Annotated in this window: 26 protein-coding genes and 1 pseudogene; 8 read left to right on the top strand and 19 right to left on the bottom strand. The window is 70.6% G+C overall.

Annotated elements, in window-relative coordinates; genetic code table 11:
- Positions 1 to 4: 4 nt before the first annotated feature.
- Complete coding sequence (locus IEZ13_RS11060) at positions 5 to 1,246, bottom strand: MFS transporter (protein ID WP_183220934.1); 1,242 nt, start codon at positions 1,244 to 1,246, stop codon at positions 5 to 7.
- A 46-nt stretch (positions 1,247 to 1,292) separates the two neighbouring features.
- On the opposite strand from IEZ13_RS11060, the gene IEZ13_RS11065 reads away from it, so the two are divergent.
- On the top strand, positions 1,293 to 2,372 hold the full coding sequence (locus tag IEZ13_RS11065; RefSeq protein WP_183220936.1) for an ROK family transcriptional regulator: 1,080 nt from the start codon (positions 1,293 to 1,295) through the stop codon (positions 2,370 to 2,372).
- Positions 2,373 to 2,597: 225 nt separating this feature from the next.
- Here the strand turns inward: IEZ13_RS11065 and IEZ13_RS11070 are convergent, their stop codons facing one another.
- From IEZ13_RS11070 to IEZ13_RS11085, 4 genes are read right to left on the bottom strand one after another with little or no spacing between them, the layout of a single operon-like run.
- Positions 2,598 to 3,263, bottom strand: coding sequence for a dihydrofolate reductase family protein (locus IEZ13_RS11070; protein ID WP_183220938.1), 666 nt, complete (start codon positions 3,261 to 3,263; stop codon positions 2,598 to 2,600).
- On the bottom strand, positions 3,263 to 3,736 hold the full coding sequence (locus tag IEZ13_RS11075; protein WP_183220940.1) for an SRPBCC family protein: 474 nt from the start codon (positions 3,734 to 3,736) through the stop codon (positions 3,263 to 3,265). Before IEZ13_RS11075 ends, IEZ13_RS11070 begins: the two co-directional genes overlap by 1 nt.
- 3 nt (positions 3,737 to 3,739) lie before the next feature.
- Positions 3,740 to 4,081, bottom strand: a complete 342-nt coding sequence (locus IEZ13_RS11080) for an ArsR/SmtB family transcription factor (protein ID WP_183220941.1) — start codon at positions 4,079 to 4,081, stop codon at positions 3,740 to 3,742.
- 53 nt (positions 4,082 to 4,134) lie between these two features.
- Positions 4,135 to 4,713: a DinB family protein gene (locus IEZ13_RS11085; RefSeq protein ID WP_183220942.1), complete on the bottom strand. Its 579-nt coding sequence runs from the start codon at positions 4,711 to 4,713 to the stop codon at positions 4,135 to 4,137.
- Positions 4,714 to 4,777: 64 nt separating this feature from the next.
- Here IEZ13_RS11085 and IEZ13_RS11090 point away from each other — a divergent pair, with 64 nt between their 5' ends.
- Both IEZ13_RS11090 and IEZ13_RS11095 read left to right on the top strand, forming a co-directional pair.
- A complete protein-coding gene (locus tag IEZ13_RS11090) occupies positions 4,778 to 5,437 on the top strand; it encodes an MSMEG_1061 family FMN-dependent PPOX-type flavoprotein (RefSeq protein ID WP_183220943.1) in 660 nt (219 codons plus the stop codon).
- A gap of 5 nt (positions 5,438 to 5,442) precedes the next feature.
- On the top strand, positions 5,443 to 5,922 hold the full coding sequence (locus IEZ13_RS11095) for a hypothetical protein (protein ID WP_229794618.1): 480 nt from the start codon (positions 5,443 to 5,445) through the stop codon (positions 5,920 to 5,922).
- A 42-nt stretch (positions 5,923 to 5,964) separates the two neighbouring features.
- On the opposite strand, the gene IEZ13_RS11100 is transcribed toward IEZ13_RS11095, so the two are convergent.
- From IEZ13_RS11100 to IEZ13_RS11110, 3 genes are all read right to left on the bottom strand, one after another.
- A complete protein-coding gene (locus IEZ13_RS11100) occupies positions 5,965 to 6,171 on the bottom strand; it encodes a CehA/McbA family metallohydrolase domain-containing protein (protein ID WP_183220945.1) in 207 nt (68 codons plus the stop codon).
- 121 nt (positions 6,172 to 6,292) lie between these two features.
- Positions 6,293 to 7,486, bottom strand: a complete 1,194-nt coding sequence (locus IEZ13_RS11105) for a cytochrome P450 family protein (protein ID WP_183220946.1) — start codon at positions 7,484 to 7,486, stop codon at positions 6,293 to 6,295.
- Between the two features lie 265 nt (positions 7,487 to 7,751).
- Positions 7,752 to 7,970: a hypothetical protein gene (locus IEZ13_RS11110; protein WP_183220947.1), complete on the bottom strand. Its 219-nt coding sequence runs from the start codon at positions 7,968 to 7,970 to the stop codon at positions 7,752 to 7,754.
- Between the two features lie 98 nt (positions 7,971 to 8,068).
- Here IEZ13_RS11110 and IEZ13_RS11115 point away from each other — a divergent pair, with 98 nt between their 5' ends.
- Positions 8,069 to 8,521 carry a MarR family winged helix-turn-helix transcriptional regulator gene (locus IEZ13_RS11115; protein ID WP_203833799.1) on the top strand — a complete coding sequence of 151 codons (453 nt, stop codon included), beginning with the start codon at positions 8,069 to 8,071 and terminating at the stop codon, positions 8,519 to 8,521.
- Positions 8,522 to 8,539: 18 nt separating this feature from the next.
- On the opposite strand, the gene IEZ13_RS11120 is transcribed toward IEZ13_RS11115, so the two are convergent.
- Positions 8,540 to 9,001, bottom strand: coding sequence for a pyridoxamine 5'-phosphate oxidase family protein (locus IEZ13_RS11120; RefSeq protein WP_183220948.1), 462 nt, complete (start codon positions 8,999 to 9,001; stop codon positions 8,540 to 8,542).
- A 110-nt stretch (positions 9,002 to 9,111) separates the two neighbouring features.
- Here IEZ13_RS11120 and IEZ13_RS11125 point away from each other — a divergent pair, with 110 nt between their 5' ends.
- Positions 9,112 to 10,092: an LLM class flavin-dependent oxidoreductase gene (locus IEZ13_RS11125; RefSeq protein WP_183220950.1), complete on the top strand. Its 981-nt coding sequence runs from the start codon at positions 9,112 to 9,114 to the stop codon at positions 10,090 to 10,092.
- Positions 10,093 to 10,238: 146 nt separating this feature from the next.
- Here the strand turns inward: IEZ13_RS11125 and IEZ13_RS11130 are convergent, their stop codons facing one another.
- The 5 genes from IEZ13_RS11130 to IEZ13_RS11150 form a co-directional block, all read right to left on the bottom strand.
- Positions 10,239 to 10,607 carry a hypothetical protein gene (locus IEZ13_RS11130; RefSeq protein WP_183220951.1) on the bottom strand — a complete coding sequence of 123 codons (369 nt, stop codon included), beginning with the start codon at positions 10,605 to 10,607 and terminating at the stop codon, positions 10,239 to 10,241.
- Positions 10,608 to 11,191: 584 nt separating this feature from the next.
- Positions 11,192 to 11,857, bottom strand: a complete 666-nt coding sequence (locus tag IEZ13_RS11135) for a carboxymuconolactone decarboxylase family protein (RefSeq protein ID WP_183220952.1) — start codon at positions 11,855 to 11,857, stop codon at positions 11,192 to 11,194.
- 12 nt (positions 11,858 to 11,869) lie between these two features.
- Positions 11,870 to 12,688, bottom strand: coding sequence for an SDR family oxidoreductase (locus IEZ13_RS11140; RefSeq protein ID WP_183220953.1), 819 nt, complete (start codon positions 12,686 to 12,688; stop codon positions 11,870 to 11,872).
- A gap of 24 nt (positions 12,689 to 12,712) precedes the next feature.
- Positions 12,713 to 13,327, bottom strand: a complete 615-nt coding sequence (locus IEZ13_RS11145) for an HXXEE domain-containing protein (protein ID WP_183220954.1) — start codon at positions 13,325 to 13,327, stop codon at positions 12,713 to 12,715.
- Positions 13,328 to 13,394: 67 nt separating this feature from the next.
- The gene (locus IEZ13_RS11150) at positions 13,395 to 14,330 is read right to left on the bottom strand and encodes an alpha/beta fold hydrolase (RefSeq protein WP_183220955.1); all 936 of its coding nucleotides are present in this window, start codon (positions 14,328 to 14,330) and stop codon (positions 13,395 to 13,397) included.
- Positions 14,331 to 14,415: 85 nt separating this feature from the next.
- On the opposite strand from IEZ13_RS11150, the gene IEZ13_RS11155 reads away from it, so the two are divergent.
- On the top strand, positions 14,416 to 15,003 hold the full coding sequence (locus IEZ13_RS11155) for a TetR/AcrR family transcriptional regulator (protein WP_183220956.1): 588 nt from the start codon (positions 14,416 to 14,418) through the stop codon (positions 15,001 to 15,003).
- Here IEZ13_RS11155 and IEZ13_RS11160 read toward each other — a convergent pair.
- The 3 genes and pseudogenes from IEZ13_RS11160 to IEZ13_RS11165 form a co-directional block, all read right to left on the bottom strand.
- Positions 14,945 to 17,458: a helix-turn-helix transcriptional regulator gene (locus IEZ13_RS11160; protein ID WP_183220958.1), complete on the bottom strand. Its 2,514-nt coding sequence runs from the start codon at positions 17,456 to 17,458 to the stop codon at positions 14,945 to 14,947. The two genes, IEZ13_RS11155 and IEZ13_RS11160, sit on opposite strands and share 59 nt — an antisense overlap.
- A gap of 17 nt (positions 17,459 to 17,475) precedes the next feature.
- Positions 17,476 to 17,721: pseudogene (locus IEZ13_RS47860) on the bottom strand (AAA family ATPase); the annotation flags it as partial.
- Positions 17,722 to 17,728: 7 nt separating this feature from the next.
- Entirely contained in the window at positions 17,729 to 18,658 is a 930-nt protein-coding gene (locus IEZ13_RS11165) for an alpha/beta hydrolase (protein WP_183220960.1), read from the bottom strand.
- A 46-nt stretch (positions 18,659 to 18,704) separates the two neighbouring features.
- Here IEZ13_RS11165 and IEZ13_RS11170 point away from each other — a divergent pair, with 46 nt between their 5' ends.
- Both IEZ13_RS11170 and IEZ13_RS11175 read left to right on the top strand, forming a co-directional pair.
- Positions 18,705 to 19,418, top strand: coding sequence for a TetR family transcriptional regulator (locus tag IEZ13_RS11170; protein WP_183220962.1), 714 nt, complete (start codon positions 18,705 to 18,707; stop codon positions 19,416 to 19,418).
- Between the two features lie 65 nt (positions 19,419 to 19,483).
- On the top strand, positions 19,484 to 19,627 hold the full coding sequence (locus IEZ13_RS11175; RefSeq protein ID WP_183220965.1) for a hypothetical protein: 144 nt from the start codon (positions 19,484 to 19,486) through the stop codon (positions 19,625 to 19,627).
- Here IEZ13_RS11175 and IEZ13_RS11180 read toward each other — a convergent pair.
- A complete protein-coding gene (locus IEZ13_RS11180) occupies positions 19,624 to 20,145 on the bottom strand; it encodes a GNAT family N-acetyltransferase (protein WP_183220967.1) in 522 nt (173 codons plus the stop codon). The genes IEZ13_RS11175 and IEZ13_RS11180 overlap by 4 nt on opposite strands.
- Positions 20,146 to 20,258: 113 nt before the next feature.
- Entirely contained in the window at positions 20,259 to 23,780 is a 3,522-nt protein-coding gene (locus IEZ13_RS11185; RefSeq protein WP_183220969.1) for a PAS domain S-box protein, read from the bottom strand.
- Between the last annotated feature and the right edge of the window lie 128 nt (positions 23,781 to 23,908).

The following is a 23,908-nucleotide window of genomic DNA, read 5'->3' on the forward strand; positions in this document are numbered from 1 at the left end:
TCTTTCAGACGGCCCGCCGGCGGTCGAGCGTGAACCCGATAGCGGCCAGGGCGAGACCGGCCAGACCGAGGGCGACGCCGGCCCAGGCGGGGGCACGGTAGCCGAGACCGGCGGCGATGACCGCTCCGCCGAGGGCCGCGCCGAGGCTGTTGGCGATGTTCATGGCGGACTGGTTGACCGCCGCGCCCATCAACTGTGCCCCGGGTGCGACCGTGATCAGCCGGGACTGCAGGGCGGGGCCGAGGAAGAGGCTGGTCGCGCCGATCAGGAAGGCTCCGGTGAACAGGCCGGCCGTGGTGCCGACGGTCAGGGCGAAGAGCACCGCGGTGGCGATCATCGCGGTGAAGCCGAGCAGGGTGGCGCGGTGCAGGTCGCGGTCGGCGTACCAGCCGCCGAGCGCGTTGCCGACGGTCATGCCCAGGCCCATGGCGACCAGCACCCACGGCACGGTGCCGGCGGACAGGCCGGTGACCTCGGTGGTGACCGGGGCGATGTAGCTGTTGACGGCGAAGAAGCCGGCAAAGCCGATGGCGGCGGTGGCGGCGGTCAGCCAGACCAGCGGATGACGCAACGAGCGCAGTTCGGCAGCCGGGGAACCGTCGGCGGCGGGCGCGTCCGGCACGGTGGCGGCCACGGCCAGCAGCGCGAGGCCGAAGACGCCGGCGATGACCAGGTAGGCGGTCCGCCAGCCGGCCTGCTGGCCGAGCCAGGTGACGGCCGGCACGCCGACGACGTTGGCGATGGTCAGGCCGCTGAGCACGGCGGCGAAGCCGCGGCCCTCGTTGCCGGGGCCCATCAGTTTGGCCGCTAGCAGGCCGGCGGCGCCGAAGTAGGCGCCGTGCGGCAGCCCGGCCACGAACCGGGCGACCAGGACGAGGGTGAATCCGGGGGCGAGCGCGGACGCGACGGTGCCGGCCACGAAGAGCACGAGCAGGGCGAGGACCAGCCGCCGGCGCGGCACGCGGGCGGTCGCGGCGGCGATCAGGGGCGCGCCGACGACGACCCCGAGGGCGTACGCGGTGACCATCCAGCCGGCGTGCGCGACGGCGTCGGACGGTGATCGGGTGTATTCGGCGCCGAGCAGGTCCTGGGCGATCTGGGGCAGCAGGCCGGCGGGGACGAACTCGGTGAGGCCGATGGCGACGGCGCCGAAGGCGAGGGCGAGCAGGGCCGGCCAGCGGCGGTCGGCGCCGGGGTGGGGAGCCACAGCGTCGAGTTCTGCAACGCTGTTGCGTTTGTCGGTCATGGCCCGGACTTTAGCAACGCTGTTGCGTTAGTTGTAGTGTGAGCCCGTGCACCTCGCCTTCCTCCGCGACTACCACGAGGCCCTGGTCCTCACGCTGGCCCGCACCCGGCCGACCATCGAGCGCGGCACGGTCGCCGAGGTCACCGGCCTGACCCCGCAGGCCGTCTCGAAGGTCATCGCCCGGCTGCTGGAGGAGGGCCTGATCGCACCGGCCGGGGTGCGACGGGCCGCGATGGGCAAACCGGCCGCCGTCTACCAGCTCGTGCCCGGCAGCCGGTGGGCGATCGGCGCACACGTCACCCGCCGTGCCCTGCGCCTGGCCCTGACCGACCTTGCCGGCACCGTCCGGGCGAGCGCCACGACCGCCCTACCACCCGACTTCACCCCGGATCAGCTGCTGAGCGAACTGTCCGCCGGGGTCACCGCGCTGCTCGCTCCCCCGGATTCCGGAGGCTCGCCCCGGCACCTGGCCGGGGTCGGTATCGGCATGATCGGACCGCTCGACCAGGCCACCGGCACCGTCCGCGACGCGCACCGGCTCCGCCACTGGCACGACATCCCCCTGGCCGACCTCGCCACCGAACGGCTCGGCCTGCCGGTCCACGTCGACAAGGACGTCACCGCCGCGGTGACCGCCGAGGCGTGGCGCCGCGGCGCCGGGTTCCGCGACGCCGCCCTGATCATGGTCGAGAGCGGCGTCGGCGCCGGGCTATGGCTCGGCGGCACCGCCCACCGTGGCGCGCACACCAACGCCGGGGAGTTCGGGCACACCGTCGTCCAACTCGACGGCCCGCCGTGCGTTTGCGGCCGCCGCGGCTGCCTGGAGGCGGTTCACGACCGGGCCGGCGACCCGGCGGCGGCCGCGGCCGTCCTCGGCGTCGGCGTGGTCAACCTGTTGCAGACCCTCGATCTGGAGCACATCGTTCTCGCCGGAGCCGACCTGCTCGAACACGGCGACGTCTACCGCCGGACCGTCGAGCACGCGGTCCGCACCCAGGTCCCCCGCGCCGACTGGCTGTCCGTCGAGGTCACCCTGGCCGGGCTCGGGACCGACACGATCGCGGCGGGCGCCGCGATGCAGGTCCTGAACGCACGGTACGGCGTCCCCGACCCCGCCGGCCGCTGAGCTTGCGGTACCGGCCCGGCCGGGGCCGAGCCGGTACCGGAAGGTTCAGCCCAGGGTGGCGACCAAAATCGCCTCGTCGCCTACCAGGACTGCGAAGCCACCGACGATTGATCAGGCGTTACCGACTCGGTGCGCGGCGCTCGTACCCGGATGGGTCTTTCTTTCGAGGACACGGTGTCCCGGGTCCTCACCGGCCTAGTGGGGGATCAACGGCCTGGGTGATCCTCAGCGGGGGTGGACGGCGTAGGTCAGGTGCGTCACCCGCGGTGACGGCTCGGAGCGGACCGGCTCCAGTCTGATCCGGGAGGCGTCCACGCCGTCGAACAGGCGGGTGCCGGAGCCGAGCAGCACGGGCGCCAGCGCGATCGTGAACTCGTCGACCAGGCCGGCGTTCACGTACTGCAGGATCGTCTCCCCGCCGCCCGAGATGCGGACGTCCCGGTCACCGGCGGCTTCGCGGGCCCGGTCGAGCGCGGACTTGATGCCGTCGTTGACGAAGTGGAAGGTGGTCCCGCCGGGCCGCTCCCAAGGGTCACGCTCGGTGTGCGTCACGACGAAGACCGGCGTGTGGAAGGGCGCCTCCTCCGGCCATGACTGCTCGCCGAGGTCGAACATGCGCCTACCCATGACGTTCGCGCCGATGCGCTCGTACGTCTCCCGCGCGATCTCGTTGTCGCGCCCCTCCTCGCCGCCCTCGCCCAGCTTGAGGTTCTCCCGGAAGAACCGCAGCGGGAACATCCACTGCTGCAACTCCCCCCACTGCTTCATCCAGCGCCGCACGTCCGGTTCATCCTGCTTACCGGGCGTGAGGAAGTCGTCGACGGACGGCGGCTCGGGCGCGACGAAGCCGTCCAGCGACATCGACACACTGAAGAACACCTTTCCGGCCATCAGCTCTCCCCTTCCTTCAGCAAAACCTCGATGACGTACGCCGACAGGTTGCCCAGAGTCTGCCGGCCGCCCTCGACCGCGTGGTATTTCTCGACCGCCTCGTCGCGCAGCCGCTTCGTGGGGAACACCGTGCGCATCTCGATCCGGGTCGCCACGCCGTCCGGTGTGAACGTCAGGACCGACTCGAACGCGTTCGGGTCGTCGTGGAACTCCCCGTGCAGCAGCGCGATCCGCTCCGGCGGGACGATCTCGGTCCAGGTGATCCATTCGGAGTAGTCGGTCCCGTCCGGACCGTGCATCACGAAATCCCACACCTCGCCCTCGCGGAACTCGAAGGACCGCGTGGTGGTGCTGAAGCCCTCCGGCCCCCACCACCGGGACAGGTGGTGGACCTCGGTGAACGCCTCGAACACCAACTCCCGTGGGGCGTCGACGATCCGGGTGATCACGATCTCCCGCTCTTCTGCCGCCATCAGTCAGTCCTCCTGCCGTGTCTGCTTGAGCTCCTGCACGTACGTTTCCAGCCGGTCGAAACTGCCGGTCCAGAACCGTTCGAATCCGCCCACCCACTCGTGGATCGGCTGCAACCCGCGGGCGTCCAGGCCGTAGAGGCGCTGCTTGCCCACCTCTCGGACGCGCACCAGCCCCACCTCCCGGAGCACTCGCAGGTGTTTCGACGCCCGCGGCTGGCTCATCCCCAGCTCCTGGGCCAGGTCGGTCACCGGCCACTCCCCCGCCCGCAACAGCGCCAGGATGTCCCGGCGCTGCGGCTCGGCGATCGCGTTGAACGCGTCCGACGTCGTCGCTGCTCGTGCCATGGCAGCCATCATATTCCCATAACGGAATGCGTCAAGCCGCACCCGGTGACGGGTCAGGCGAAGGACCGCGCGGTGGCTTCCAGCCGATCGCGGTAGGCGGCCCACCACGCCTCGTCGGCCTCGTGGACGTTGTCGCCGGGGCTCCGCCAGCCGACCTGGCCGTCGATCAGCTCGCGGACGAGATCGGCGTGGCCGGCATGACGGTTCAATTCGGCGAGCATGTGTACGAGGATGTGGTGCAGTGTCACCGGAACGTCGCCCCACCAGCGGACCGATCCGGGCGCGTCGATCGGCAGCGCCTCGATCGTCGCGTCGGCGTGGGCCCAGGCCTCCCGCCACAGGGCGATGATGTCGTCGCGGGACTCGTCGGCGCCGGCCCACATGTCCACGTTGGGTTCGGCGCCCTCGGCCAGGCTGAGCAGGGGCCCGGGGAACGGCCGGTCGAACACCTCGCCGAAGTAGCCGGCGGTCACCACGGCCACGTGCTTGACCAGGCCGAGCAGGTTCGTTCCGGTCGGCACGAGCGGCCGCCGGACGTCGTACTCCGACAGGCCGTCGAGCTTCCCGAGCAGCGCCTCACGGGCCTCCCACAGGTAGCGGAGCAGATTCGCCTTGGCATCGAGATCAGTCATGCCGCTCAGCGTGCCATCGGCCGCGCGTTCCCCGTACGCCGAAAGGGTCTATTAATGTCGATGGATGCGACCGGATCTCGCCACCAGCGCCTTCGACTCGTTGCGCCTCGACGCCGTGCCCGACCGGGAGACGCTGCGCCGAACCTATGCGATGCCCGGCGACGCGGCCGTGCGCAAGCAGATGACCGAGCTCACCGACCAGACCCGGCAGTTGATCGCCTGCTCCTCGCTGGTCTTCATCGCCAGCACGGACGCCGACGGCAACCACGACGTCTCGCCGCGCGGCGGCCCCGCCGGGTTCGTCAGCGTGCTGGACTCGCGGACCGTGGCGATTCCGGACGCGACCGGTAACAAGCGGCTGGACACCCTGCAGAACGTCATCGCCACCGGACGGGCCGGGCTGCTGTTCGTCATCCCGGGGCGCGCCACGACGCTGCGCGTGAACGGCCGGGCCTGCGTCTCCACCCGCCCGGACCTGCTGTCTCAGCTGACCGCGGTGGGTAAGCCGCCGGCCAGTGCGCTGGTGGTGGGCATCGACGAGGTCTACCCGCACTGCCCCAAGTCGTTCCTGCGCGGCTCGGTCTGGAAGCCCGAGGAGTGGCCGGCGGCGGACGCCCAGCCGACCTCGGCCGAGGTGACGCTGGCCCAGCTACGGATGCCGGACCTGACGATCGCCGAGATCGAGCAGACCGAGGCGGACGCGCTGAAATACCGGTACGAATGAGTCCGGTGCATCGCTATCTCGCCGTCGTCGACGACGGACACGACGTCAAGGATCCGGTCACCGTGCTGCAGGTGTTCGACGGGTCGTCCGTCGCTCTGCAGCTCAACGAGGATGCCGCCTGGGTGCGCTCGACGCTTCTGGACCGCATCGAAGCCGGTGAGACGCCCTACCGGCTCCGGTCCATCTCGCCCCGGGCCGCCGCCCGCATCCGGGCACGGCGAGAGCGAAAGATCAACTTCAACTTCTTCCTTCTGGTACGGGACGACGACCCGACCGACACACCGGCAGGCGTCCTGCGCGAGTGGGAGCCGTCGGGTGGCAGCGGCCTGTACGCGGAGACGTACACCCGCGAGGGCGAGTGGACGAGCAGCAACGTACGCCTGGACATCGAACGCGGCAGCAACATCTGGGCCCGGATCGTGCCGAGCGACGCCTCCACCGTTCACCAGATCATCGCGTCCTGGAACCGGCGCTGGAAACGTTGACCGACTGCCTCACCCCATCGCAGGCGCCGGGGTGGAGTGACCTCAGGCCAGGATGATCGGGTTCGTCAGCGCCGCCATGCGGCCGCCCGGATGGCGCACCTCGATACGGACGTACGCCGACTCCTCCGCGCTGGTGGACCAGGTGATCGAGCCCGACCCGGTACGGGGCAGATCGACGCGGCGCGGCACGCCCCGATCGGTGTGGAAGGTGACCGTGCCGGACGGTACGCCGCCGACCTCCACCGCCATCACGGCCGACCCCCGGCTTCCGCATGATCTGGCACGATTCCGAAGTCGCACGAACCCACCTGGTCCCCGGCTACGACCGCAAGAGCTGGGAACCCGCCGTTACCTTCGATGATCTGGTCCGCTACCTCGGTGAGGACGGCGTACAGCTCGAACTACGTTGGCCTTCGAGGCGGATCGGCAGGGATCGTAGGCCGTGCATCAACAGCCCGGTACGCCAGCGCAGCTCCGACGGCGCCACGGTGACCTCGAGATCGGGGTGGCGGGCGAACAATCGGCGAACGGCGATCTGCGCTTCCATTCGGGCCAGCGGCGCGCCCAGGCAGAAGTGGATGCCGTGGCCGAAGGCGAGATGCCCGCCGTCGGGCCGGCCGGGGTCGAACGTGTTCGGGTCGGTGAATCGTCCCGGGTCGCGGTTGGCCGCGAGCAGTGAGACGAGCACCTGCTCGCCGGCCGGGATGGTGGTGTCCCCCAGGGTGATCGGGCGGGTGGTGACCCGGTAGGTGCTGGTCGCCGACGGACTGGCCATCCGGAGCACCTCCTCGACCACGGCGGTCACCAGGCCCGGGTCGTCGCGCAGCCGTGAGCGCTGCGATGGGTGGCGGCTCAGCAGGTGGACGGTGTTGCCGATCAGGTTCGCGGTGGTCTCGTGGCCGGCCACCACCAGCAGGAGAGCCATGCCGACCAGTTCGTCGTCGCTGAGCCGGTCACCGTCGTCGACGATCACGGCGAGCGTGCTGAGAAGATCGTCCGCCGGCCGGACGCGTTTGCGGGTGAGCAGGTCACGGAAGTAGGCGACGGTCTGTGCCAGGGCCGCGGACATGTCGGCGCCGCCCACGATGATCGTGTCGGACCAGGCCCGGAACGGTCCGCGTTCGGCCGCCGGGATGCCGAGCAGTTCGCAGATCACCTCGAACGGCAGCGGGACGGCGAGCCGGTCGATCACGTCCACCTCGGCATCCGCGGCGAACGCGCCGAGCAGCCGGTCGGTGAGCTGCTCGATCCTCGGTCGCAGCGCTTCGGTACGGCGTGGAGTGAAGCCGGCCGAGACGAGCCGCCGCAGCCGGGTGTGGTCCGGCGGGTCACGCAGCAGCATCTGCGTCGTCAGCGCCGAACGCAGTTGCGGGGGCAGCCCGTCCATGGGCTGCTGTTTGGACAGCGACGGATCGGTCAGTACGAGGCGGGCCTCGTCCCAGCGGGTGACCAGCCAGAACGGGATCCCCGCGGGCGACGTCACCCGGTGCGCCGGGCCGGTCTGCCGCAGCTCGGCCAGTGCCGGATGCGGGTTTGCCGTGTACCCGTCGTCGAACAGCGCCATGCGTCGTGCCTCCCCCAGGCGGACATGCATCGACCATCGTAATGGTCCACTCACGAACCCAGGAGCAGAAGGCCCTCGGCACGCTATCCGGCCGGTCGGGTTGAACGCGCCGCGAACCGTTCCTGGGCGTCGATGACCGCGTCGGCGTAGCGGGTGGCCGCCCGCGCCGGATAACTGGAGGCCACGGCGGCATTCGCGATCGGGCTGCGGTTCACGGGCGGGCAGCCGCGTGCCGTGTTCCCGTCCCCGGCGGAGGCGCGGTGACTCAGTTCGTGCCGCCGCCCGCCGCGCAGGTGACACGAGCGTCGGGCGGCATCGGCAGTCCCTGAGCCAGATGTGTCGCGAGCCGGTGCAGCACTCCGGCGGCGAGCAACCGGAGACGGCCGGGCGGGCGGACCGGCACCACCGGACTGCACGGCAACGCCGACCGCATGAGCCGCGTGCTCGCGCCTTTGACCAGCGGAATCATCGGGAGTTCCAGCATCGAAGATCCTCTCTTTTCGGTGAGTCATGCCGACGTTACTTGCATACGCGTGTTATTGCAAACGCCGTCTACCAGCTTGAGCCGTGTAGCGTGGCGGCATGGCTGCACCGGAACAGGGCATGGACGACGCCGTCGGGTGCGCGCAGAGCTGGCGCGCGTTGGCCGGGCTGCACGCCCGGATCGAGCAACGGCTCGAACGTGCCTTGCAGGCGGCGCACCGACTGAGCGTCGTGGAGTACTCGGTGCTCGAACTCCTGTCGCGCCAGGAGCGCTGGCACATGCGCATGCAGCAGCTGGCCGGCGCGGTCGTGCTCAGCCAGAGCGCCACCACCCGGCTGGTCGCCCGGATGGAGGAGCAGGGCCTGCTGAGCCGCTACCTGTGCGAGAACGACCGGCGGGGGATCTTCACCGAGGTGACCGAGGCCGGCCTCAAACTGCTGGCGGAGGCCCGCCCGACCCATGATCAGGCACTGCGCCAGGCGATGCACGACGCCGAACAGCTGCCCGAGTTCACCAGCCTCGTCCGCGCGCTGCGTGACCAGGCCGCCTAGCCGGGTTACCGGGTGTGATCACAGCGGAAGCGGGACGCGGCGTTCGGGGCCGTCGTCGGCGGGGAGCAGCCAGGCCTCGGTGATGTCGGCGCGGTAGAGGCGCAGCGGGGCCTCGCCGGTGACCTGGTTCAGGCGCCAGGCGGGGAATCCTTCGGCGACCGACCGGGTGGAGAAGATCCCCAACTGGACGGCGAGGTCGCTGTCCGGGCAGGGTGCGGCGGTGGCGCGGGCGTAGAAGGCCGTGGCGCCGCCCATCGGAACCGTCGAGTCGAAGACGGTGACCGCTATCCGGGGGTTGTCGGCGATGAGTTCGGAGTGCCGCGCGGACGGGCGGGAGAGCCACAGCACCCTGCTGAAGTCCAGGTTGACGAAGTAGACGGGGCTCACCCAGGGTTCTCCGGCGGGGGTGGCGGTGCCGAGTACCGCGTATCGGTTGGCGGCGAGGATGGCGCGGGCCTGAGCGGTCAACTCATCGGTCATACGGCCCACGATGCCGTGTTCCGGCGAAAACCGCTGACTCGCGGGACCCCGCGGCTGTGTTCTGGCGCACCGGCGGGAACGATCACCAACGGCCGTGCGTTGCCGCGCGTATGACGCGCCTTTCGATTCTGGATCTCGCACCGATCGCTCCCGGCGAAACGGTGGCGCAGGCCATCGCGAATTCCGTCGCCCTCGCGCAGGCGGCCGAGCGGTCCGGTTACGAGCGGGTCTGGTACGCCGAGCATCACAACATGGCCCGGATCGCGTCGAGTGCCACCAGTCTGCTGATCGGGCACGTCGCCGGCCACACCTCCACGATCCGTCTCGGCGCGGGCGGCATCATGCTGCCCAACCACTCGCCGCTGGTGATCGCCGAGCAGTTCGGCACCCTGGCCTCGCTCTACCCGGACCGGATCGACCTGGGCCTCGGCCGTGCCCCCGGAAGTGACCAGGTCACCATGCGGGCGATGCGCCGTACCCCGATGTCGGCGGACAGCTTCCCGCAGGACGTCCGCGAGCTACAGGGCTATCTCGGCGACGAGTCACAGATCGAGGGCGTACGGGCCACGCCGGGCGCCGGGACGAACGTGCCGCTGTACATCCTCGGCTCGTCGCTGTTCGGCTCCCGGCTCGCCGCCGCGTACGGCCTGCCGTACGCGTTCGCCTCGCACTTCTCGCCCGGCCTGCTGCACGAGGCGGTCGCGCTCTACCGCAGCGAGTTCACCCCGTCGGCACAGCTGGCGGAGCCGTACGTCATCGCCGGGGTGAACGTGGTGGCCGCCCCCTCGTCCGAGGACGCCCGGCAGCGGTTCGAGGTCACCCGCCGCATCCTGGTCCGGGGCCTGATCAAAGGGGACTACTCCGACGAGGAGATCGACGCCTTCCTGACGACGCCGAACGGCCGGCAACTCGCCTCGATGCTGACCTACACGGCGGTGGGCACCCCGGACGAGGTCCGCGAGTACCTCACCTCGTTCGCCGAGCAGGCGCGGGCCGACGAGCTGATCGTCGCTCACCAGTCGACGCGGATCGCCGACCGTCTCGAATCGGTCGCCCTGACCGCCGAAGCGATGCTGGGCGCGGCCGCATGAGCCGGGGCCACGGCCGCGGTGCACTACGCACCGCGGCCTACGCCAGCGCCCCGGACGGACGGAGTGCGAATCGAAGCGGAGACCCTGTTCGACGAAGCGAGCACAGCGGCAGTGTGCCTGGCATGCCTGCCCGTTGCGGCCGAGGGTCATGTCGGCGATTCGTCGTCGTACCTCCACCATTGCCGGGTCGGATCGGCGGCCACGTACAGGAACTCGTCCCGCGAATAGATTCGGCCGAAATTGCTGTCGATCCAGAATTCGTAATGCGGCGCGAGTCCCTTGACCAGGTCCACGACGGCTTCCGTTTCTCGATAGTCGACCACGAACGCATTCGGGCTGGCAGGAATCTTCTCCGGCGGCCACTCATCGAAGATCCCCTCTTCAATCGGGGACATCGCACAAACGTACATCCGCCCGCTGGGCGGCTCCACGGTGGCCACCTTTCCAGCAACGAAGGCTGCTTTGCCGAACGTGTCCGCGATGTGACGCAATCCGACATCGGTGCGATCGAACACCAGAACGACCGTGTTCACAGCAACCCTTTCGTCACATGGACTCGAACAGAAGCTGTCTACGCACGCCGCTGGCGAGCGGTTCGATCCGAGCGACATCCTCACCCCAACGGCCGCACCTCACTCGGCACCGAACAACCCGATTCCGCCTGTTCGCCAGGTATACGGGACGATTCGGTGGGCTCACCTTGCTGACCGTGTCGGGTGAGGAGGATTGCGCAGAGTGACTACTGGTCTGATTCTGGATGACGCCGACTTCGAGGCGCCGGCCGACGGCGTGCCCGACGGACTTGCTGTCGTAGGAGCCGGCCCTGGCCAGCTTCTAGCCGCCCATGGGGACATCGGGGCCCGAAGCGAATGAAAAGGAGCCTTGCGGCAGCTGCCGAGCTCGGGAATAGAGGGGATGCCAGAGGCTTCACCGGTGCGAAGTCGTGGCGGGCTGGACCGGGCTGGGTTGAGGCGGTAGACCGCCGTCGCGGAGATCGTGAGGCCCGGCAGCATCATCAGGAAGAGCGGCCGCCGTTGCGGATCTGGTCGCCACGGCCATGAGCATGAAACCGATCGCGAGCAGCGTGCCGAACCCGCTGTCACCGCGGAACGTCGCTACCCAGCCCGAGCGCGCGGGCGGCGGCCCAGGCTCGGGGCAGACCGAACTCCGCTACTCCCCGCAGCAGGTCACGCAGGGTTTCGTCGGTGGCGCCGGCGCCCCTGGCGAGTTCCGCGTGCAGCCGTAACGACTCACCCAGCGTCTGGTAGAAGACATCCACGACCAGGCAGGCGATGGCCCGCTCCCGGACGCTCATGTGCGGTCGGGCCCACCGCTGAGCCATCTGGTCCTCGGTGAAAGCCGCCAGCCCGCGGTCGAGTCGCTCCAGGTCGGCCACGGTGCGGGCCAGCGCCCCGTCCGGGGGCGCCGGAGCGAGCGGCCCGGTGTCCCGTGCCGGGGGCAGGCCGAGTTCGCTGAGGCACTGAAACGCGGACACGAGGATCGGGTAGCCGACGTAGGGTGCGAGATGCCGATACAGTTCCCGGATCGCCTCGGGCTCGACGCCGTGGGTGAGAGCCATCTCGACGTGCATGGCGAGCGGGGTGTCCAGGTGCGGGTGGCAGAGGTCCGCGGTCAAGCAGACGAACGCCTTCTCCCGTACCGTCAGGTGGGTCAGACCCCACAGATGGTGGCCCGCGCCGACGGCGAGCCGGGCGAACAGGGGGTCGAGGGCAACGATCGCGTCGGCTCCCGCGAGCTGGGTCACGGTGTGCTCCGTTCAGGACAGGCCGAGCGCCCGCAGGCGAAGGGCATCGAGGGTGTGCTGAGGGACGATCCGGCCGAGGGTGCTCATCAGCCGTGACTTCTTGCCGACGGGGTAGCGGGCGCGGGGCTTGCGGGCGGTGAGCGCCTGCAGCACGGCCCGGGCGACCACGTCGGGGCTGGATCCCGAGCGTTCCTCCTTGAGGCCCGCGCTGGTCATGGTGCGGTAGGCGGCCTCGTAGAGGCGGCGGCCTTCGGGGCCGATCGATTCCAGGCGGGGTTCGACTTCGCCCTCCAGCTTGTCGACGGCGTCGCTGTGGATCGACCCGGGTTCAATGAGCACCGCGCGGATCCCCCAGGGTTGAACCTCCATGCGCAGCGCGTCGTTGAGCGAGCGGATGGCGTGTTTGGAGGAACACAGCGGCCCGCCGAACGGCAGGGTGATCCAGCTGCCCACGGAGCCGACGGTGACGATTCGCCCCCGCGAGACGCGCAGCATCGGCAACATCGCCTGCGTCACGGCCACCTGGCCGAAGACGTTGACCTCGTACTGCCGGCGCAGGGCGTCCAGCGGAATGTGCTCGAGGGGCCCGGTGACGCCGATGCCGGCATTGTTGACCAGGGCGTCGAGCCTTCCGATGCGCTGGGCCGCGGCCGTGATCTGTCCGGGATCGGTGACGTCGAGCTTGATCGGGGTGACGGTCCCGCCGAGCGCCTCCGCGTCGGCGTCCTTGCGGACACCGGCGAAGACGGTGAAGCCTTCCCGCGCCAGCAGCAGTGCGGTGGCCCGGCCGATTCCGGTGGACGCGCCGGTGATCAGGACGGTCTTGGACATGCGGTGTTCCTCCGTTCGCACAGGTCAGGTGAGCGACGTGACCGTCTCGGGTCGTGCCGGTTGCCGCGCGGCCTTGAGCTCGTGGTTCTCGCGGATGAGGCAGTAGATGAGCAGGCCGCTCATGGCGAGATGGCCCCCGGCTGTGTAGAGCCCGGGGAAGTAGCCGCCCTTGATGATCGGAAAGACGAAGTGTGCGATTCCGTTGAGCAGGCCGGCACCGAGGGCGTACCACCAGAGGAAGAAGTTGGCGACGCGGATCTGGTAGAGCGCCCCGGCTCCGGCGAAGAAGTAGAGCGCGCCGAATCCGAAGACGAAGACGAGCAGGAACTCGTTCTCCGGCCAGTCGCGCGGCGATTGGAACAATTCCACGATCTCGTGCGGGAAGCCGCCGGTGTACTCCTCGGCCATGTGGATGAGCTGGAACCCGACGGCACAGAGGTACACGGCGATCACCCGGCGGGACCGGACCGGGCGGGCATAACTGAAGGTGACCCAGCCGCTCCAGGCCAGGGCGCTGGCGGCGACGAGGACGAAGGCGCCCTGGAGCGGCACGGTGAGCAGTGCCCAGGTGCTGAACGCGATGGCCAGCACCGCCATGATGATGCCGGAGTACGGCTCCGGCCGGTTGATGGGACTCATGGTTTCGGACCCTACGGAGATGGTGATTCCGTTCGCCTCAGTCAATTGACTGGTGTGTGATCGGTTCTCATTGGGCCAGGAAGCCGGCGATGAGCGGGTTGGCCTCGGCCGGGCAGTCCTCGTGGGTGTTGTGCCCGCAGCCGGGCAGCACCTGGTAGGTGGCACCGGGAATGCGGCCGGCCATGTCGGGGGCTTGCGACGGGTGGTCGAACCGGTCGGCGGCGCCCCAGAGGATGAACGTGGGTGTGGTCATCCGGGGCATCCGCTCCTGGGTGATCGAGAAGTCGAGATTGCGCTGCAGTGTCCACATGGCCTCGCGGTTCTCCGGGCGGCTCATCGGGGCCCAGTTCTCGGCGACCACCTCGTCCGGTATCGGGTTGGCGAATGCCTTGCGCTGCATCGTGACCGCGTCGGATTCGCGCATGAGTTTGCCGATCAGCTCTCCGAGCACGGGGACCTCCAGCGGGCGCCAGTCCGGGCTGGACGGCACGTCGAGCCCGGTCGAGCCGATCAGCACGAGACGGTCGACCCGGTCGGGATCGAGCTGGGCGAAGCGCATCGACCAGCTGCCACCCCAGGAGTGCCCGACGAGACTCGCCCGGCGCAGCCCGACGGCGGTCATGAAGTCGCCGAGCGCCCCGGACATGGCGTCCAGGTCGTATCCGAAGCCGGGTTCGGTGAGCGTGGTGTATCCCTGGCCGGGCAGGTCGACGGCGTACACGGTGTGCCGTTCGGCGAGGACCGGTACGAGATGGCGGTAGGAGTAGAGCCATTGGCCGCCGCCGGCGACGAGGACCACCGGGGAACCCTGACCGGTTCGGGTGTAGTGGAACCGGGCCACCGGGGTGTCCACGTATCGCGACTGGATCTCGGCGAGGTACGGGGAGTCGTAGGTGACCGGGGTGGGCTGCCAGGCATATGCGATGAACAGCGCGGCGCCGAGGAGGACGGCCGTCGTCGTGGCGAGTGCCGCGAGCGTCCGGGCGAACCATCTTCTGATCATGAGAACCTCTACGTCTGGAGACGATTTTCCTCCGATCGTAGAGAAATTTTCTTCGCTTGTAGAGACATGTGGCAGGCTTGAGAGCGTGACCACAGACCGGCGTACGCAGATGCTCGACACCGCCCTCACGCTCATCGCCGAGCGTGGCCTGCGTGGCCTGACGCATCGGGCCGTCCAGGACGCGGCCGGCCTGCCCCACGGCTCGGTGACGTACTACTTCAAGACCCGCGACCAGCTCGTCCTCGCCGTCGTGGAGCGCATCATCGAGATCGATCGCGAGCGCGCCCGTCCGGCGGTCCGCGCAGCCGTCCGTGCACTGGCCGGCGCGCCGGCGGACACGGACCATCGGCAGATCGCCGCCCTGCTGCACAGCTGGTGGACCGAGAGCCGGCAACTGCTGCTCGCCCGATACGAACTCGACCTGGCCGGCGCACGTGACCCGTCCATCCGCGACGCCATGCGACGCTGCGGCGCCGAGTTCCGTGACCTCGCCGAGCTCGTGGCCGTCCAGGCCGGGTCACCGGACCCGGCATTCGACGCCGAGGTCGTCACCTGCCTGGTCGACGGGCTCATGTTCCATTTCGTCACCCGGGGGCCGCTCTCCGGCGACCACCTCAGCGAAGGCGTACGCCGAGCGTTGTCATCAGGTGGGACAGTTCGGCGCGCGACGTGACGCCCAGCTTCGGGAACGCCTTGTACAGGTGGGAGGCGACCGTCCGCGGGCTGAGAAACAGCTGCGCCCCGATCTCGCGATTGGACGCCCCGGTCGCCGCCAGGCGTACCACCTGAAGCTCCTGTGGCGTCAGCCCGGCGAGCGGATCCTCGGCAGCGCGGCGGTCGGGCACCGAGACACCGGTGGCGCGCAACTCCGCGGCGGCTCGCGCCGACCACGGCGCCGCGTCCAGGGCGTCGAAGGCTTCGCGTGCCGCTTCAAGCTGGGCTCGGGCCGCGGTACGGCGCTGCTGACGGCGCAGCCATTCCCCGTACACCAGGCGGGTGCGAGCCTCGTCGAACGGCTGCCCGGCGCGGGCGTGCAGCTCCAACGCCCGCCGGTACAGGCGGTCGGCCTCGGCGTCGGCGGCGAGCAGCGCCCGGGCGCGGCAGAGCACCGCACGCGGCCGATCACGGCCCGTCGTCTCCGCCCACTGCGCGTACCGGTTCAGCGACGGTTCCGCACGGTCCGGCTGCCCTGCCCGTACGGCCGCCTCGACCTGGTCCGGCCACGCGTACCGCCAGACGAACGCATGCCGGGACGGACCCGACTGTGCCCGGTCGACCCGGTCGAGGACCGCCTCGTAGCGACCCGCGCCGAGGTCGAGCAGCACGCGTGCGTACTCCGCCCAACAGCCGCCGGGCATCCACGCCCGGCGTTCGGCGTCGCGTAGCCCGGCCGCCCCCGACGCCAGGCACTGCTGTTCCGCACCCGCGGCAGCGGACAGCCACGCCTGCAGACCGGCGAGATAGCCGGACCAGTGGGGTTGCCCGACGTCAGCGGCGAGCGAGGCCGCCTGCGCCACGGTGGCCCGTGCGGACCGGTGCCGGCCGCCGAGGACCTCGGCGACGGCCCGGATGGTCAACGCCTGGGGCAGGCGACCGATCCGCCCCTGGGCGCGACACTCCTCGACCATCGCCTCGGCATGGTCGGACATGCCGTCGAGGTCGGCGCGGACGACGGCATGCTGGGTGACGACCATACGCAGCTCGGCCGGCATCGAGGTGATGTCGTCCAGCGGCGGGAAGCTGTGAGCGACCACCGTGTCACCCTCCAGCATCCGCCGGACTCCGCTGTTGATGCTGCGCAGCACGGCAGCGGGGCCGTCGCCCGGCGGATTCAGCTCTTCGGTGCGGCGTGCGAGACCCACCTGGTCGGGGTGCCGGGCACTCGACCAGGTGAGGTAGCCGGCCACACTCAGCAGGGACAGCAGGGTCGGCACGTCGCCGACCTTCGCCGCTGCCTCGTGCAACAGTCGCACCCCCGCGAGTGGCCGGCCCGTTTCGGCCTCCAGCTTGGCCCGGACCATCGCGAGCTCCGCCAGAACCGGGGGCGCCGGTGGCTCGACGGCGCGACTCAGGGCCTCGCCGGCCAGTTGCCCGGCCCGCCGCCACAGCCCCGCCTCGACCGCCGCCGCGGCCGCGGCGATCCGGCGGCGCGTGGCCTGCGCGGGATCAGCGGACAATTCAGCCGCGCGGGCGTAGGCGGCCGCCACCGCGGCCTGCCCACCCCGCTGCCGGGCGCGCAACGCCAGCTTCTCCAGCTCGCCGCCGACCGTGTCGTCGGGCCGCGTGGTGACCGCGGCGAGATGCCACGCGCGCCGGTCGTCGTCGACCGCGGCGGCCAGCGCCCGGTGCGCGGCCATCCGCGCCGCCACGTCACCGGCGAGGACCACCGCGGTACGCACCAGAGGATGCCGAAACACCACACTCGACACTCCGACGCGGACCAGTCCGGCCCGTTCGGCCGCGGCGAGATCACCGAGTCCGGCGCCGAGCGACTCCATCGCCACGGACAGCAGACCCGGGCAACCACGGTCGTCGAGGGCGGCCACGAGCAGGCAGACACGGGTGGGCTCGGCAAGCGCCTCGACCCGCTGCCGGAACCCGGTGAGAACCCGGTCCAGCACCGGTGTCGCCGTGCCGAAGGAGAACGACAGTGGCATGGGGCCGCCGAGGCGCTGTTCGGGCGTGAGCATCGACGGCAGCTCGACCAGCGCCAGTGGATTGCCCTGCGCCTCCGCCACGAGCTGATCGCGGACGGCCGGTGGCAGGTCCGCCGCGTGTTCGGCGACGAGCCGGGTGGCCGCCTCCGGCTCCAGCCGGCCCAGCCGCACCTCCGGCAGACCGCGCCCGGAGAAGTCGCCCTCGGACTCCCGGGTGGCGAACAGCACGGCGACGGGTTCGGCGTCCAGCCGCCGGGCGGCGAACAGCAAGGCGTCGGCCGACTCGCCGTCCAGCCAGTGCGCGTCGTCGATCAGGCACACCAGCGGCGTCGACGCGGACACCTCGACGAGCAGGTTGAGGGTCGCCAGTCCGACCAGGAACCGGTCACCCCGGTTGGTCGCTCCCAGCCCCAGCGCGCCCAGCAGGGCGCCGGACTGCTGCGGCGGCAACGCCGGGACCCGGTCGAGCACGGGACGCAACAGGACCTGCAGGCGGCGAACGACAGGCCGGCCTCGGACTCCACCCCGGTCACGCGCAGGACCCGCGCCGGCGTGCGGGCCGCCGCGTACTCCAGCAGCGCCGACTTTCCGATACCGGCCTCACCGCGAACGACCAGGGCCCGAGGGTGGCCGCCCGCGTCGCCGGACACCAGCCGGTCGACGAGATCCTGCTCCGCCGCGCGGCCATGGAGCACGTCAGGGGTTGATCGGGAAGCTCGTGAGACCGTCAGCATCAGGCGACTAATCCCCTCCGGTACGCCGGTGGCCGCGCCGCCCACCTGACGACGCCGGCAGGTCGTGCAGGAACGCGATCTGGTCCGCGGCGACGGCCTCACGGGTCCGGGCGTCACTGTAGAAGGAGAAGTGTGTGCCCGCATACAGTTTCAGCGTGCCCCGCGGCGCGCGATCGGCGAGCCGACGGCACAGCTCCACGGGCGTCTGGGCGTCGGCGACGGCAGTGCACACCAGCAGCGGAACGGCCAGCCGGGCGGCCGCCTCGTCCGGGTGGTACCGCATCATCGACAGGATGCCGCGGGGCGCGACCCGGTTGCGCCAGAGCGTGCCGGGCGGCAGCGTGTTCACGTGTTCCTCCGCCTCGGCCGCGTTGGTGATCGCCACCTCGCCCGGCGCGCCGATCAGCGGGACGTAACGGGGAGACAGGCCGAGCCTGCCGCGCAGCGTGTCCCACATGACGACCGTCATCAGCCGCAGAGCCTGCCCGGTCGACCGTCCCTCGACGCGGCGCGGAAACCCGTTGAACGGAATCTGTGCCACCACCGCTGTGATCCGCGGGTCGTCGGCGGCGGTCGTGATCGCGTGGGCGCCGCCGAGGGAGTTTCCCCACAGCATGACGCGATCGGCGTCGACGCCGTCGTCGGCGCGCGCCCACGCCACCGCCGCCCGGATCTCGGCCAGCTGCCGGCCGACGTCGACGATCTGCCGTGGCTCGCCTCCGCTGCGGCCGAAGCTGCCGTAGTCGAACACCAGCGCTGCCAGCCCGGCAGCCGCGAAGACCTCGGCCCAGGGGAAGAGCCGATCCATCGTGCTGCCGAAACCGTTGCACAGCACCACGCAGGGCGCCGGTTGCGGCACAACCGGCCGGTAGAGACGACCGGACAGCCGGTCACGGTCGCTCGCGAAGGACACGTCGACCTCCGTAAACTTACCCATGGTCAGGATCGTAGCAACATTTACTTACCGAGGGTAGGTAGCTGGAGTGACACGACAGCGCATCATGGCCGTCGCGGCGGCGCTCTTCGCCGAGCGTGGCTACCGGGCGACGTCCATGCAGGAGATCGCCGAGCGGGTCGGCATCACCAAGGCCGCGCTCTACTACCATTTCGCCGCCAAGGAGGACCTGCTGCACGAGCTGACCGCCCCGGTGCTCGACGATCTGGAGCGGGAACTCAACGAGGCGGAGGCCGCCGGCGACCCGGAGACCGTCCGCTGGCGGGCGATCGAGGCCTTCCTCGATGTGCACCTGCGGCACCGGGACACGCTGCTCATGCTGGTCCGGGACATGACCCTGCTCGTGCAGGCACCGGTCGCCGACCGGGTCAAAGCCGCGATCGCGCTGGCCAACACGCTGGTGAGCGGCCCCCGTCCGGGTCTCGCCGAGCGGGTACGCGCGGCCCAGGTCGTCGCCGGGCTCGCCGATCCGGTGGTGATGTTCCACGATGTGCCGCCGGAACGGCTACGGCGGCTGATCCTCGATGGCGCTCGCACGCTCCTGGCAGCCGGCACCCCGGCCTCCGGCCCTGCCACGCCGCCGGCACGCCGCCGATCGGGCGGGCGCCCCGCGGCGCTGACCGCGCAGGAGGCAGCCGAGATCCGCCGATTGCGGGAGACCGGCGGTCTGGGTGTGGATGAACTCGCCCAGCGGTTCGGTGTCTCCCGGGCAACCGTCTATCGCAGTATCAAAACCACCTGATGTTTTGCGACTGAGTTTTGATAAAGCGACCGCCGGCTGCGGACAGCGACAATCCCGCCGGACGAGTGCGGGTCCGGCGAGCGGGACAACTGGAGCAGCCTGCTGGACACCCGGTCCTCCTGGAGGATCCGGCCGGCCGGGCGCCGAACCTCGCCGCCGACCTGGTCCGCGGCTGCCGCGGCCTCGACGGATGGCACTCCGGCTACTAGGTCAGGTCGATGGCGTAGACGCGCAGAGGTGTGCCGAGGGTCGGGTCGGTGGTCTCCCGGTCCAGGCGCATGCCGATCTTGAGCATGACGCGGGCGGAGGCCTCGTTGCCGACCTGATGGATGCTGACCAGGTGTTTCATGCCGAGGTCGTCGCGGGCGTGCGCGAGCACCGCCCGGGCGGCCTCGGTGGCGAGGCCACGGCCCCAGTGCTTGCGGGCCAGGCGCCAGCCGATCTCCACATTCGGCAGGATCTCCGGCAGGAAGGTGGGCACCGCCGGCCCGGTGAAGCCGGCCAACTCGCCGGTGTCGCGCAGGGTGAGCGCGAACAGGCCGAACCCGTGCTCGTCCCAGTGCCGGCGCCAGGTGGCGAGACGTTCCGCGGTGCCGTCGCGGTCGAGGGGCTGCCCGTTGCGGATCCAGCGCATCACCTCCGGGTCCGCGTTGATGGCGGCCATCGGATCCAGGTCGTCGTCGGTCCAGTGGCGCAACACGAGCCGGGGTGTTTCCAAACGCGTCAAATCCCTCACGTGGCTGCAAACTACCGGCCGAGGCCGCCCGCCGACGAACCAGGCCCCGCCGATGTCACCGCGCTGTCGTCACGCGCGGATCTCAGGCCGTGCACACCGCCTGCTCATCCGGCACCCTCCGGGTCAGGCCCCGAGCACAGTGGGGGGATGCCGTTGGTCGTGGTCTCCAGGTCCAGGGTGAAGATCGAACCGCCGGCCGGGTTGGGTTCGTGGTGGACGTCGCCGTGGTTGGCGTGGGCGAGGCCGCGAACGATGTAGAGGCCGAGCCCGGTGCCGCGGACGGTGCCGGCGTCGCGGTCGGCGCGGCTGAGGCGTTCGAAGAGCCGGTTGCGGAATTCCTCGGGTACGCCGGGGCCGTTGTCCTCGACGCTGACGTGCACGTGTCCGGGGTCGCCGGCGTCGTGGGTGATGCGGACGGCGGTGGCGCCGCCACCGTACTTGGCGGCGTTGGACAGCAGGTTGACCAGAATCTGCTGGAGTTGGCCGGGGTGGAACAGGACGTGGGCGTTGTCGCCGTACACGGGTAAATCTTCGCTGTCGGCGGCGGTCAGCGCCTGCGCGATCTGCTGGCGCAGGTCGAGGTTCTGGCGGGCCGCGGTGAGTTTCCCGGCTTCGATGGTGACCATCGCCAAGACCTCGCGGACGATGCCGTCGAGCTGGCCGGACTGGCGGGTGATGGCGTCGATCGCGCGGGCGCGCCGGGCGTCGGTGAGGCGCGGCCAGTCGTCGGACAACAGTTCGGCGTTGCCGCGGATGCTGGTGAGCGGGTTGCCGATCTCGTGACCGAGCATGCCGATGATGTCAAGTTTCAGTTGGTTGGCGGACTCGAGTTCGGTGTTGCGTTCGGCGAGCGCGGTCGCGGCGGCGTCGCGGCCGCGCTCGGCCGCCCGGCGACGGGTGATGTCGGTGATCACGCTGACGATGTGCTTGGGCCGGCCGTCGGGATCGTGGATGAGCGAGACGGTGGCTTCGACGTCGACCCAGTGGCCGTCGGCGTGCCGGAGTCTGCCTTCATAGGTGTAGTGGTCGGCGTAGCCGGTGCACAGGTCGGCGATCAGGCGGCGGGAGTCGGCGAGGCCGCCCGGGTCGAGCAGGTCGGCGTCGGTCAGTCGCAGGAGTTCGTCGACGGTGTGGCCCAGCATGCGGGCGCAGGCGGGGTTGACGGCGATCAACTGGCCGTCGAGGGCGCGGACGACCTGACCGGCGGCGGAGTTGGTGAACTGTGCCCGCAGCCGTTGCTCGTTCTCGGCGAGGGCCTGTTCGGCGGCCCGGAGGGCGGTGATGTCGGTGTTGATCACCAGGACCTGAGGGTCTTCGCCGTGGCCGGTGGGGTAGTGCAGGATCTGCTGGCTGAGCACGGTGACGGTGTCGCCGTGGGCGGTCCGGTGCTGGAGTTCGCCGTCCCAGTGGCCGTGGCGCAGCAGCGTGCCCGCTTGATCGTCGGCGGTGCTCATGCCGGGGAAGACGGTGCCGAGCAGCCGGTGGCTGATCTTGTGGTGGGCGGTGGTGGCGGGCCAGCCGTAGAGGCTGCTGGCGGCCCGGTTCCACCAGCGGATCGTGCCGTCGAGTTCCCGGACGATGACCGCGGCCGGTATCAGTTCCAGCAACCGGGCCTGCCGGCGCAGCTCGATGTCGGCGGCTCGGCGGTGGGTGACGTCTTCCACCTGGTTGACCAGGTAGAGCGGGTGGCCGGTGTCGTCGCGGACGGCGGCGCTGGTGACCGCTACCCACACGGTGTGCCCGTCCTTGTGCCGGTAGCGGAATTCGGCCCGGGCCGGTGCGATCGGATTGGCGGTGACCCGGGTGAGATGGTCGGTGGCGCCGGGGGCGTCATCGGGCTGTACCAGGTCCCGGTAGGTCATGCCGGCCAGTTCGGCGCGCTCGAACCCGGTGATCCGGGTCATGGCCGAGTTGGCCTGCAGATAGCGGCCGAAATTGCCAGGTTCGAGACTGATCAGGGTCAGGCCGAGCGGCGAGTTGTCGAACGTCGACCGGAACCGCTGCTCGCTGACCTCCAACTGGTTCAGCGCCCGGGTCCGGTCGGCGAGGGCGGCCATCGTCGAGGCCCGCTCCTGTCGCAGCGCGGCGACCGCGGCGTTCGCCCGCCGCAACAGGTCCTGGCGGCCGGCGGCATCGTGGGCGTGCTGCAACGCGCCGCTGAGCGCGTGTGCGAGCAGCGTGAGTTGCTGTTCGTCGGCGTCGTCGAAGGCGTGCGGGCGGCCGCTGCCGACCAGCAGCACACCTGTCACCCGTCCTTGCCCATCACGTAGCGGTGCGGCGACCAGCGACCGGGTGCCGGTCTCGGTGTTCAGCACCCGGCTCGCCCGCGGGTCGGTGGCGGTGTCGTCGCATCGCACCGGAACGCCGGCGGTGACCGCCAGACCGGTCAGCGATCGGGCGAGCGGGGCCGCCGGAATCGACTGCCCGGTGAGCCGCCCGGCTTCCGCGACCGTCCGCAGCATCTGGGCGGGTTCGTCGAGCACCTGCACCAGGCAGGCGTCGCCGTTGGGCAGAGCCGACAGGGTGCGGTCGGCTATCAGCGCCAGCACCGCGTCCCGGTCGGAGGCAGCGGCGGTGATCTCCTGCTGCACCGTGATCGTGTTCCGCAGCCGGGCGGTCTCCCGTTCGGCGAGCACGGTGGCCTGCCGGGCGGCGGTGACGTCCTCGATCTGCACCAGTCGCTGCTGCCGGCCGCTGGGCGCGTCCATCCGGGTGTCGCTGACGCGGGCCCACACCACCTGCCCGTCCGGGCGCAGGAAACGCTGCTCGTACACCAGCGCCGTGTCCGGATCGGCGGCGATCCGGCGCCGGCGCCCACGGGAGGCGGTTTGATCGCCGGGGTGGGTGAACTCGCCACAGTCACGGCCGGTCAACTGCTCGGCCGGTCGGTCGAGCAGCCGCGACAGGGCCGGGTTGACGTTCAGGAACCGGCCCGCCTCGCCGGTGATCGCCATGGCCAGTGGGCTGGCCTCGAACGCGGCCCGGAACTGCACCTCACTGCGGCGCAACGACTGCTCGGCGGCGACCGCATCGGTCACGTCCCGGGCCGTCTCGCACACCAATCCGGTTCCCGGTAGCGGGGCCCCACGCCATTCCAGCCACCGGTAGCCGCCGTCGCGGGTTCGGCACCGGTTGCGGACACCTTCGCGCTGCGCCATGGCGACCGCGGAGGAGGCGTCGTCGGGATGCAGCAGTGTGATCAGGTCAAGGTCCCGCATGTCGGTTTGAGTCCAGCCGAGGACCCGTTCCCACACCGCGTTGACCCGCACCACCCGGCCTTCCGGCGTGGTCACCGCCAGCAGGTCGGGGGTGGCGTCCAGCATCGCCTCCACCACGCCGTCGACGTCCGGCAGCGGTTGCTCGACCAGTTCGGCGATCACACACCGCCCACCGCGGCCGTCCGGCACCGCCAGCAGACCGGCCGAGACCCGAACCGTGGAGCCGCCGGCGCGGGTCACCCGGCAGGTGAGCCGCGCCGTCCGGGTCTCGGCGTCAACCACCGCCCGCAGGGCAGCGCCCACGACGGCGTGATCCTGCGGCATCACCAAATCCCGCCAGTGGAGGCCGGACAGTTCTTCGCGGCCACGCCCCACCAGGGCACAGAACGCGTCATTGGCCTCGGCCACCACAGCACGCTGACCGGGCCGTGAGTCGATCACGACTCGAGGGACCAGGCTCCGGGCGAACGCCTCCGCCAGCGGTCCGTCCGGCTCGCCGCCTAGACGATCGAGGAACCCGACACCCACAAGTTCCC

It is taken from the genome of Actinoplanes campanulatus (assembly GCF_014647795.1).
Lineage (GTDB): Bacteria > Actinomycetota > Actinomycetes > Mycobacteriales > Micromonosporaceae > Actinoplanes > Actinoplanes campanulatus.

What these genes read in the sequence shown, in the direction of transcription:
- IEZ13_RS11120 (WP_183220948.1), bottom strand. Translation starts at nt 9,001, where the DNA reads ATGACCGATGAGTTGACCGCTCAGGCCCGCGCCATCCTCGCCGCCAAC.
- IEZ13_RS11145 (WP_183220954.1), bottom strand. Translation starts at nt 13,327, where the DNA reads ATGAGTCCCATCAACCGGCCGGAGCCGTACTCCGGCATCATCATGGCG.
- IEZ13_RS11070 (WP_183220938.1), bottom strand. Translation starts at nt 3,263, where the DNA reads ATGGCCGGAAAGGTGTTCTTCAGTGTGTCGATGTCGCTGGACGGCTTC.
- IEZ13_RS11115 (WP_203833799.1), top strand. Translation starts at nt 8,069, where the DNA reads ATGGCTGCACCGGAACAGGGCATGGACGACGCCGTCGGGTGCGCGCAG.
- IEZ13_RS11100 (WP_183220945.1), bottom strand. Translation starts at nt 6,171, where the DNA reads ATGGCGGTGGAGGTCGGCGGCGTACCGTCCGGCACGGTCACCTTCCAC.
- IEZ13_RS11150 (WP_183220955.1), bottom strand. Translation starts at nt 14,330, where the DNA reads ATGATCAGAAGATGGTTCGCCCGGACGCTCGCGGCACTCGCCACGACG.
- IEZ13_RS11060 (WP_183220934.1), bottom strand. Translation starts at nt 1,246, where the DNA reads ATGACCGACAAACGCAACAGCGTTGCAGAACTCGACGCTGTGGCTCCC.
- IEZ13_RS11080 (WP_183220941.1), bottom strand. Translation starts at nt 4,081, where the DNA reads ATGGCACGAGCAGCGACGACGTCGGACGCGTTCAACGCGATCGCCGAG.
- IEZ13_RS11110 (WP_183220947.1), bottom strand. Translation starts at nt 7,970, where the DNA reads ATGCTGGAACTCCCGATGATTCCGCTGGTCAAAGGCGCGAGCACGCGG.
- IEZ13_RS11075 (WP_183220940.1), bottom strand. Translation starts at nt 3,736, where the DNA reads ATGGCGGCAGAAGAGCGGGAGATCGTGATCACCCGGATCGTCGACGCC.
- IEZ13_RS11105 (WP_183220946.1), bottom strand. Translation starts at nt 7,486, where the DNA reads ATGGCGCTGTTCGACGACGGGTACACGGCAAACCCGCATCCGGCACTG.
- IEZ13_RS11090 (WP_183220943.1), top strand. Translation starts at nt 4,778, where the DNA reads ATGCGACCGGATCTCGCCACCAGCGCCTTCGACTCGTTGCGCCTCGAC.
- IEZ13_RS11165 (WP_183220960.1), bottom strand. Translation starts at nt 18,658, where the DNA reads ATGGGTAAGTTTACGGAGGTCGACGTGTCCTTCGCGAGCGACCGTGAC.
- IEZ13_RS11125 (WP_183220950.1), top strand. Translation starts at nt 9,112, where the DNA reads ATGACGCGCCTTTCGATTCTGGATCTCGCACCGATCGCTCCCGGCGAA.
- IEZ13_RS11085 (WP_183220942.1), bottom strand. Translation starts at nt 4,713, where the DNA reads ATGACTGATCTCGATGCCAAGGCGAATCTGCTCCGCTACCTGTGGGAG.
- IEZ13_RS11140 (WP_183220953.1), bottom strand. Translation starts at nt 12,688, where the DNA reads ATGTCCAAGACCGTCCTGATCACCGGCGCGTCCACCGGAATCGGCCGG.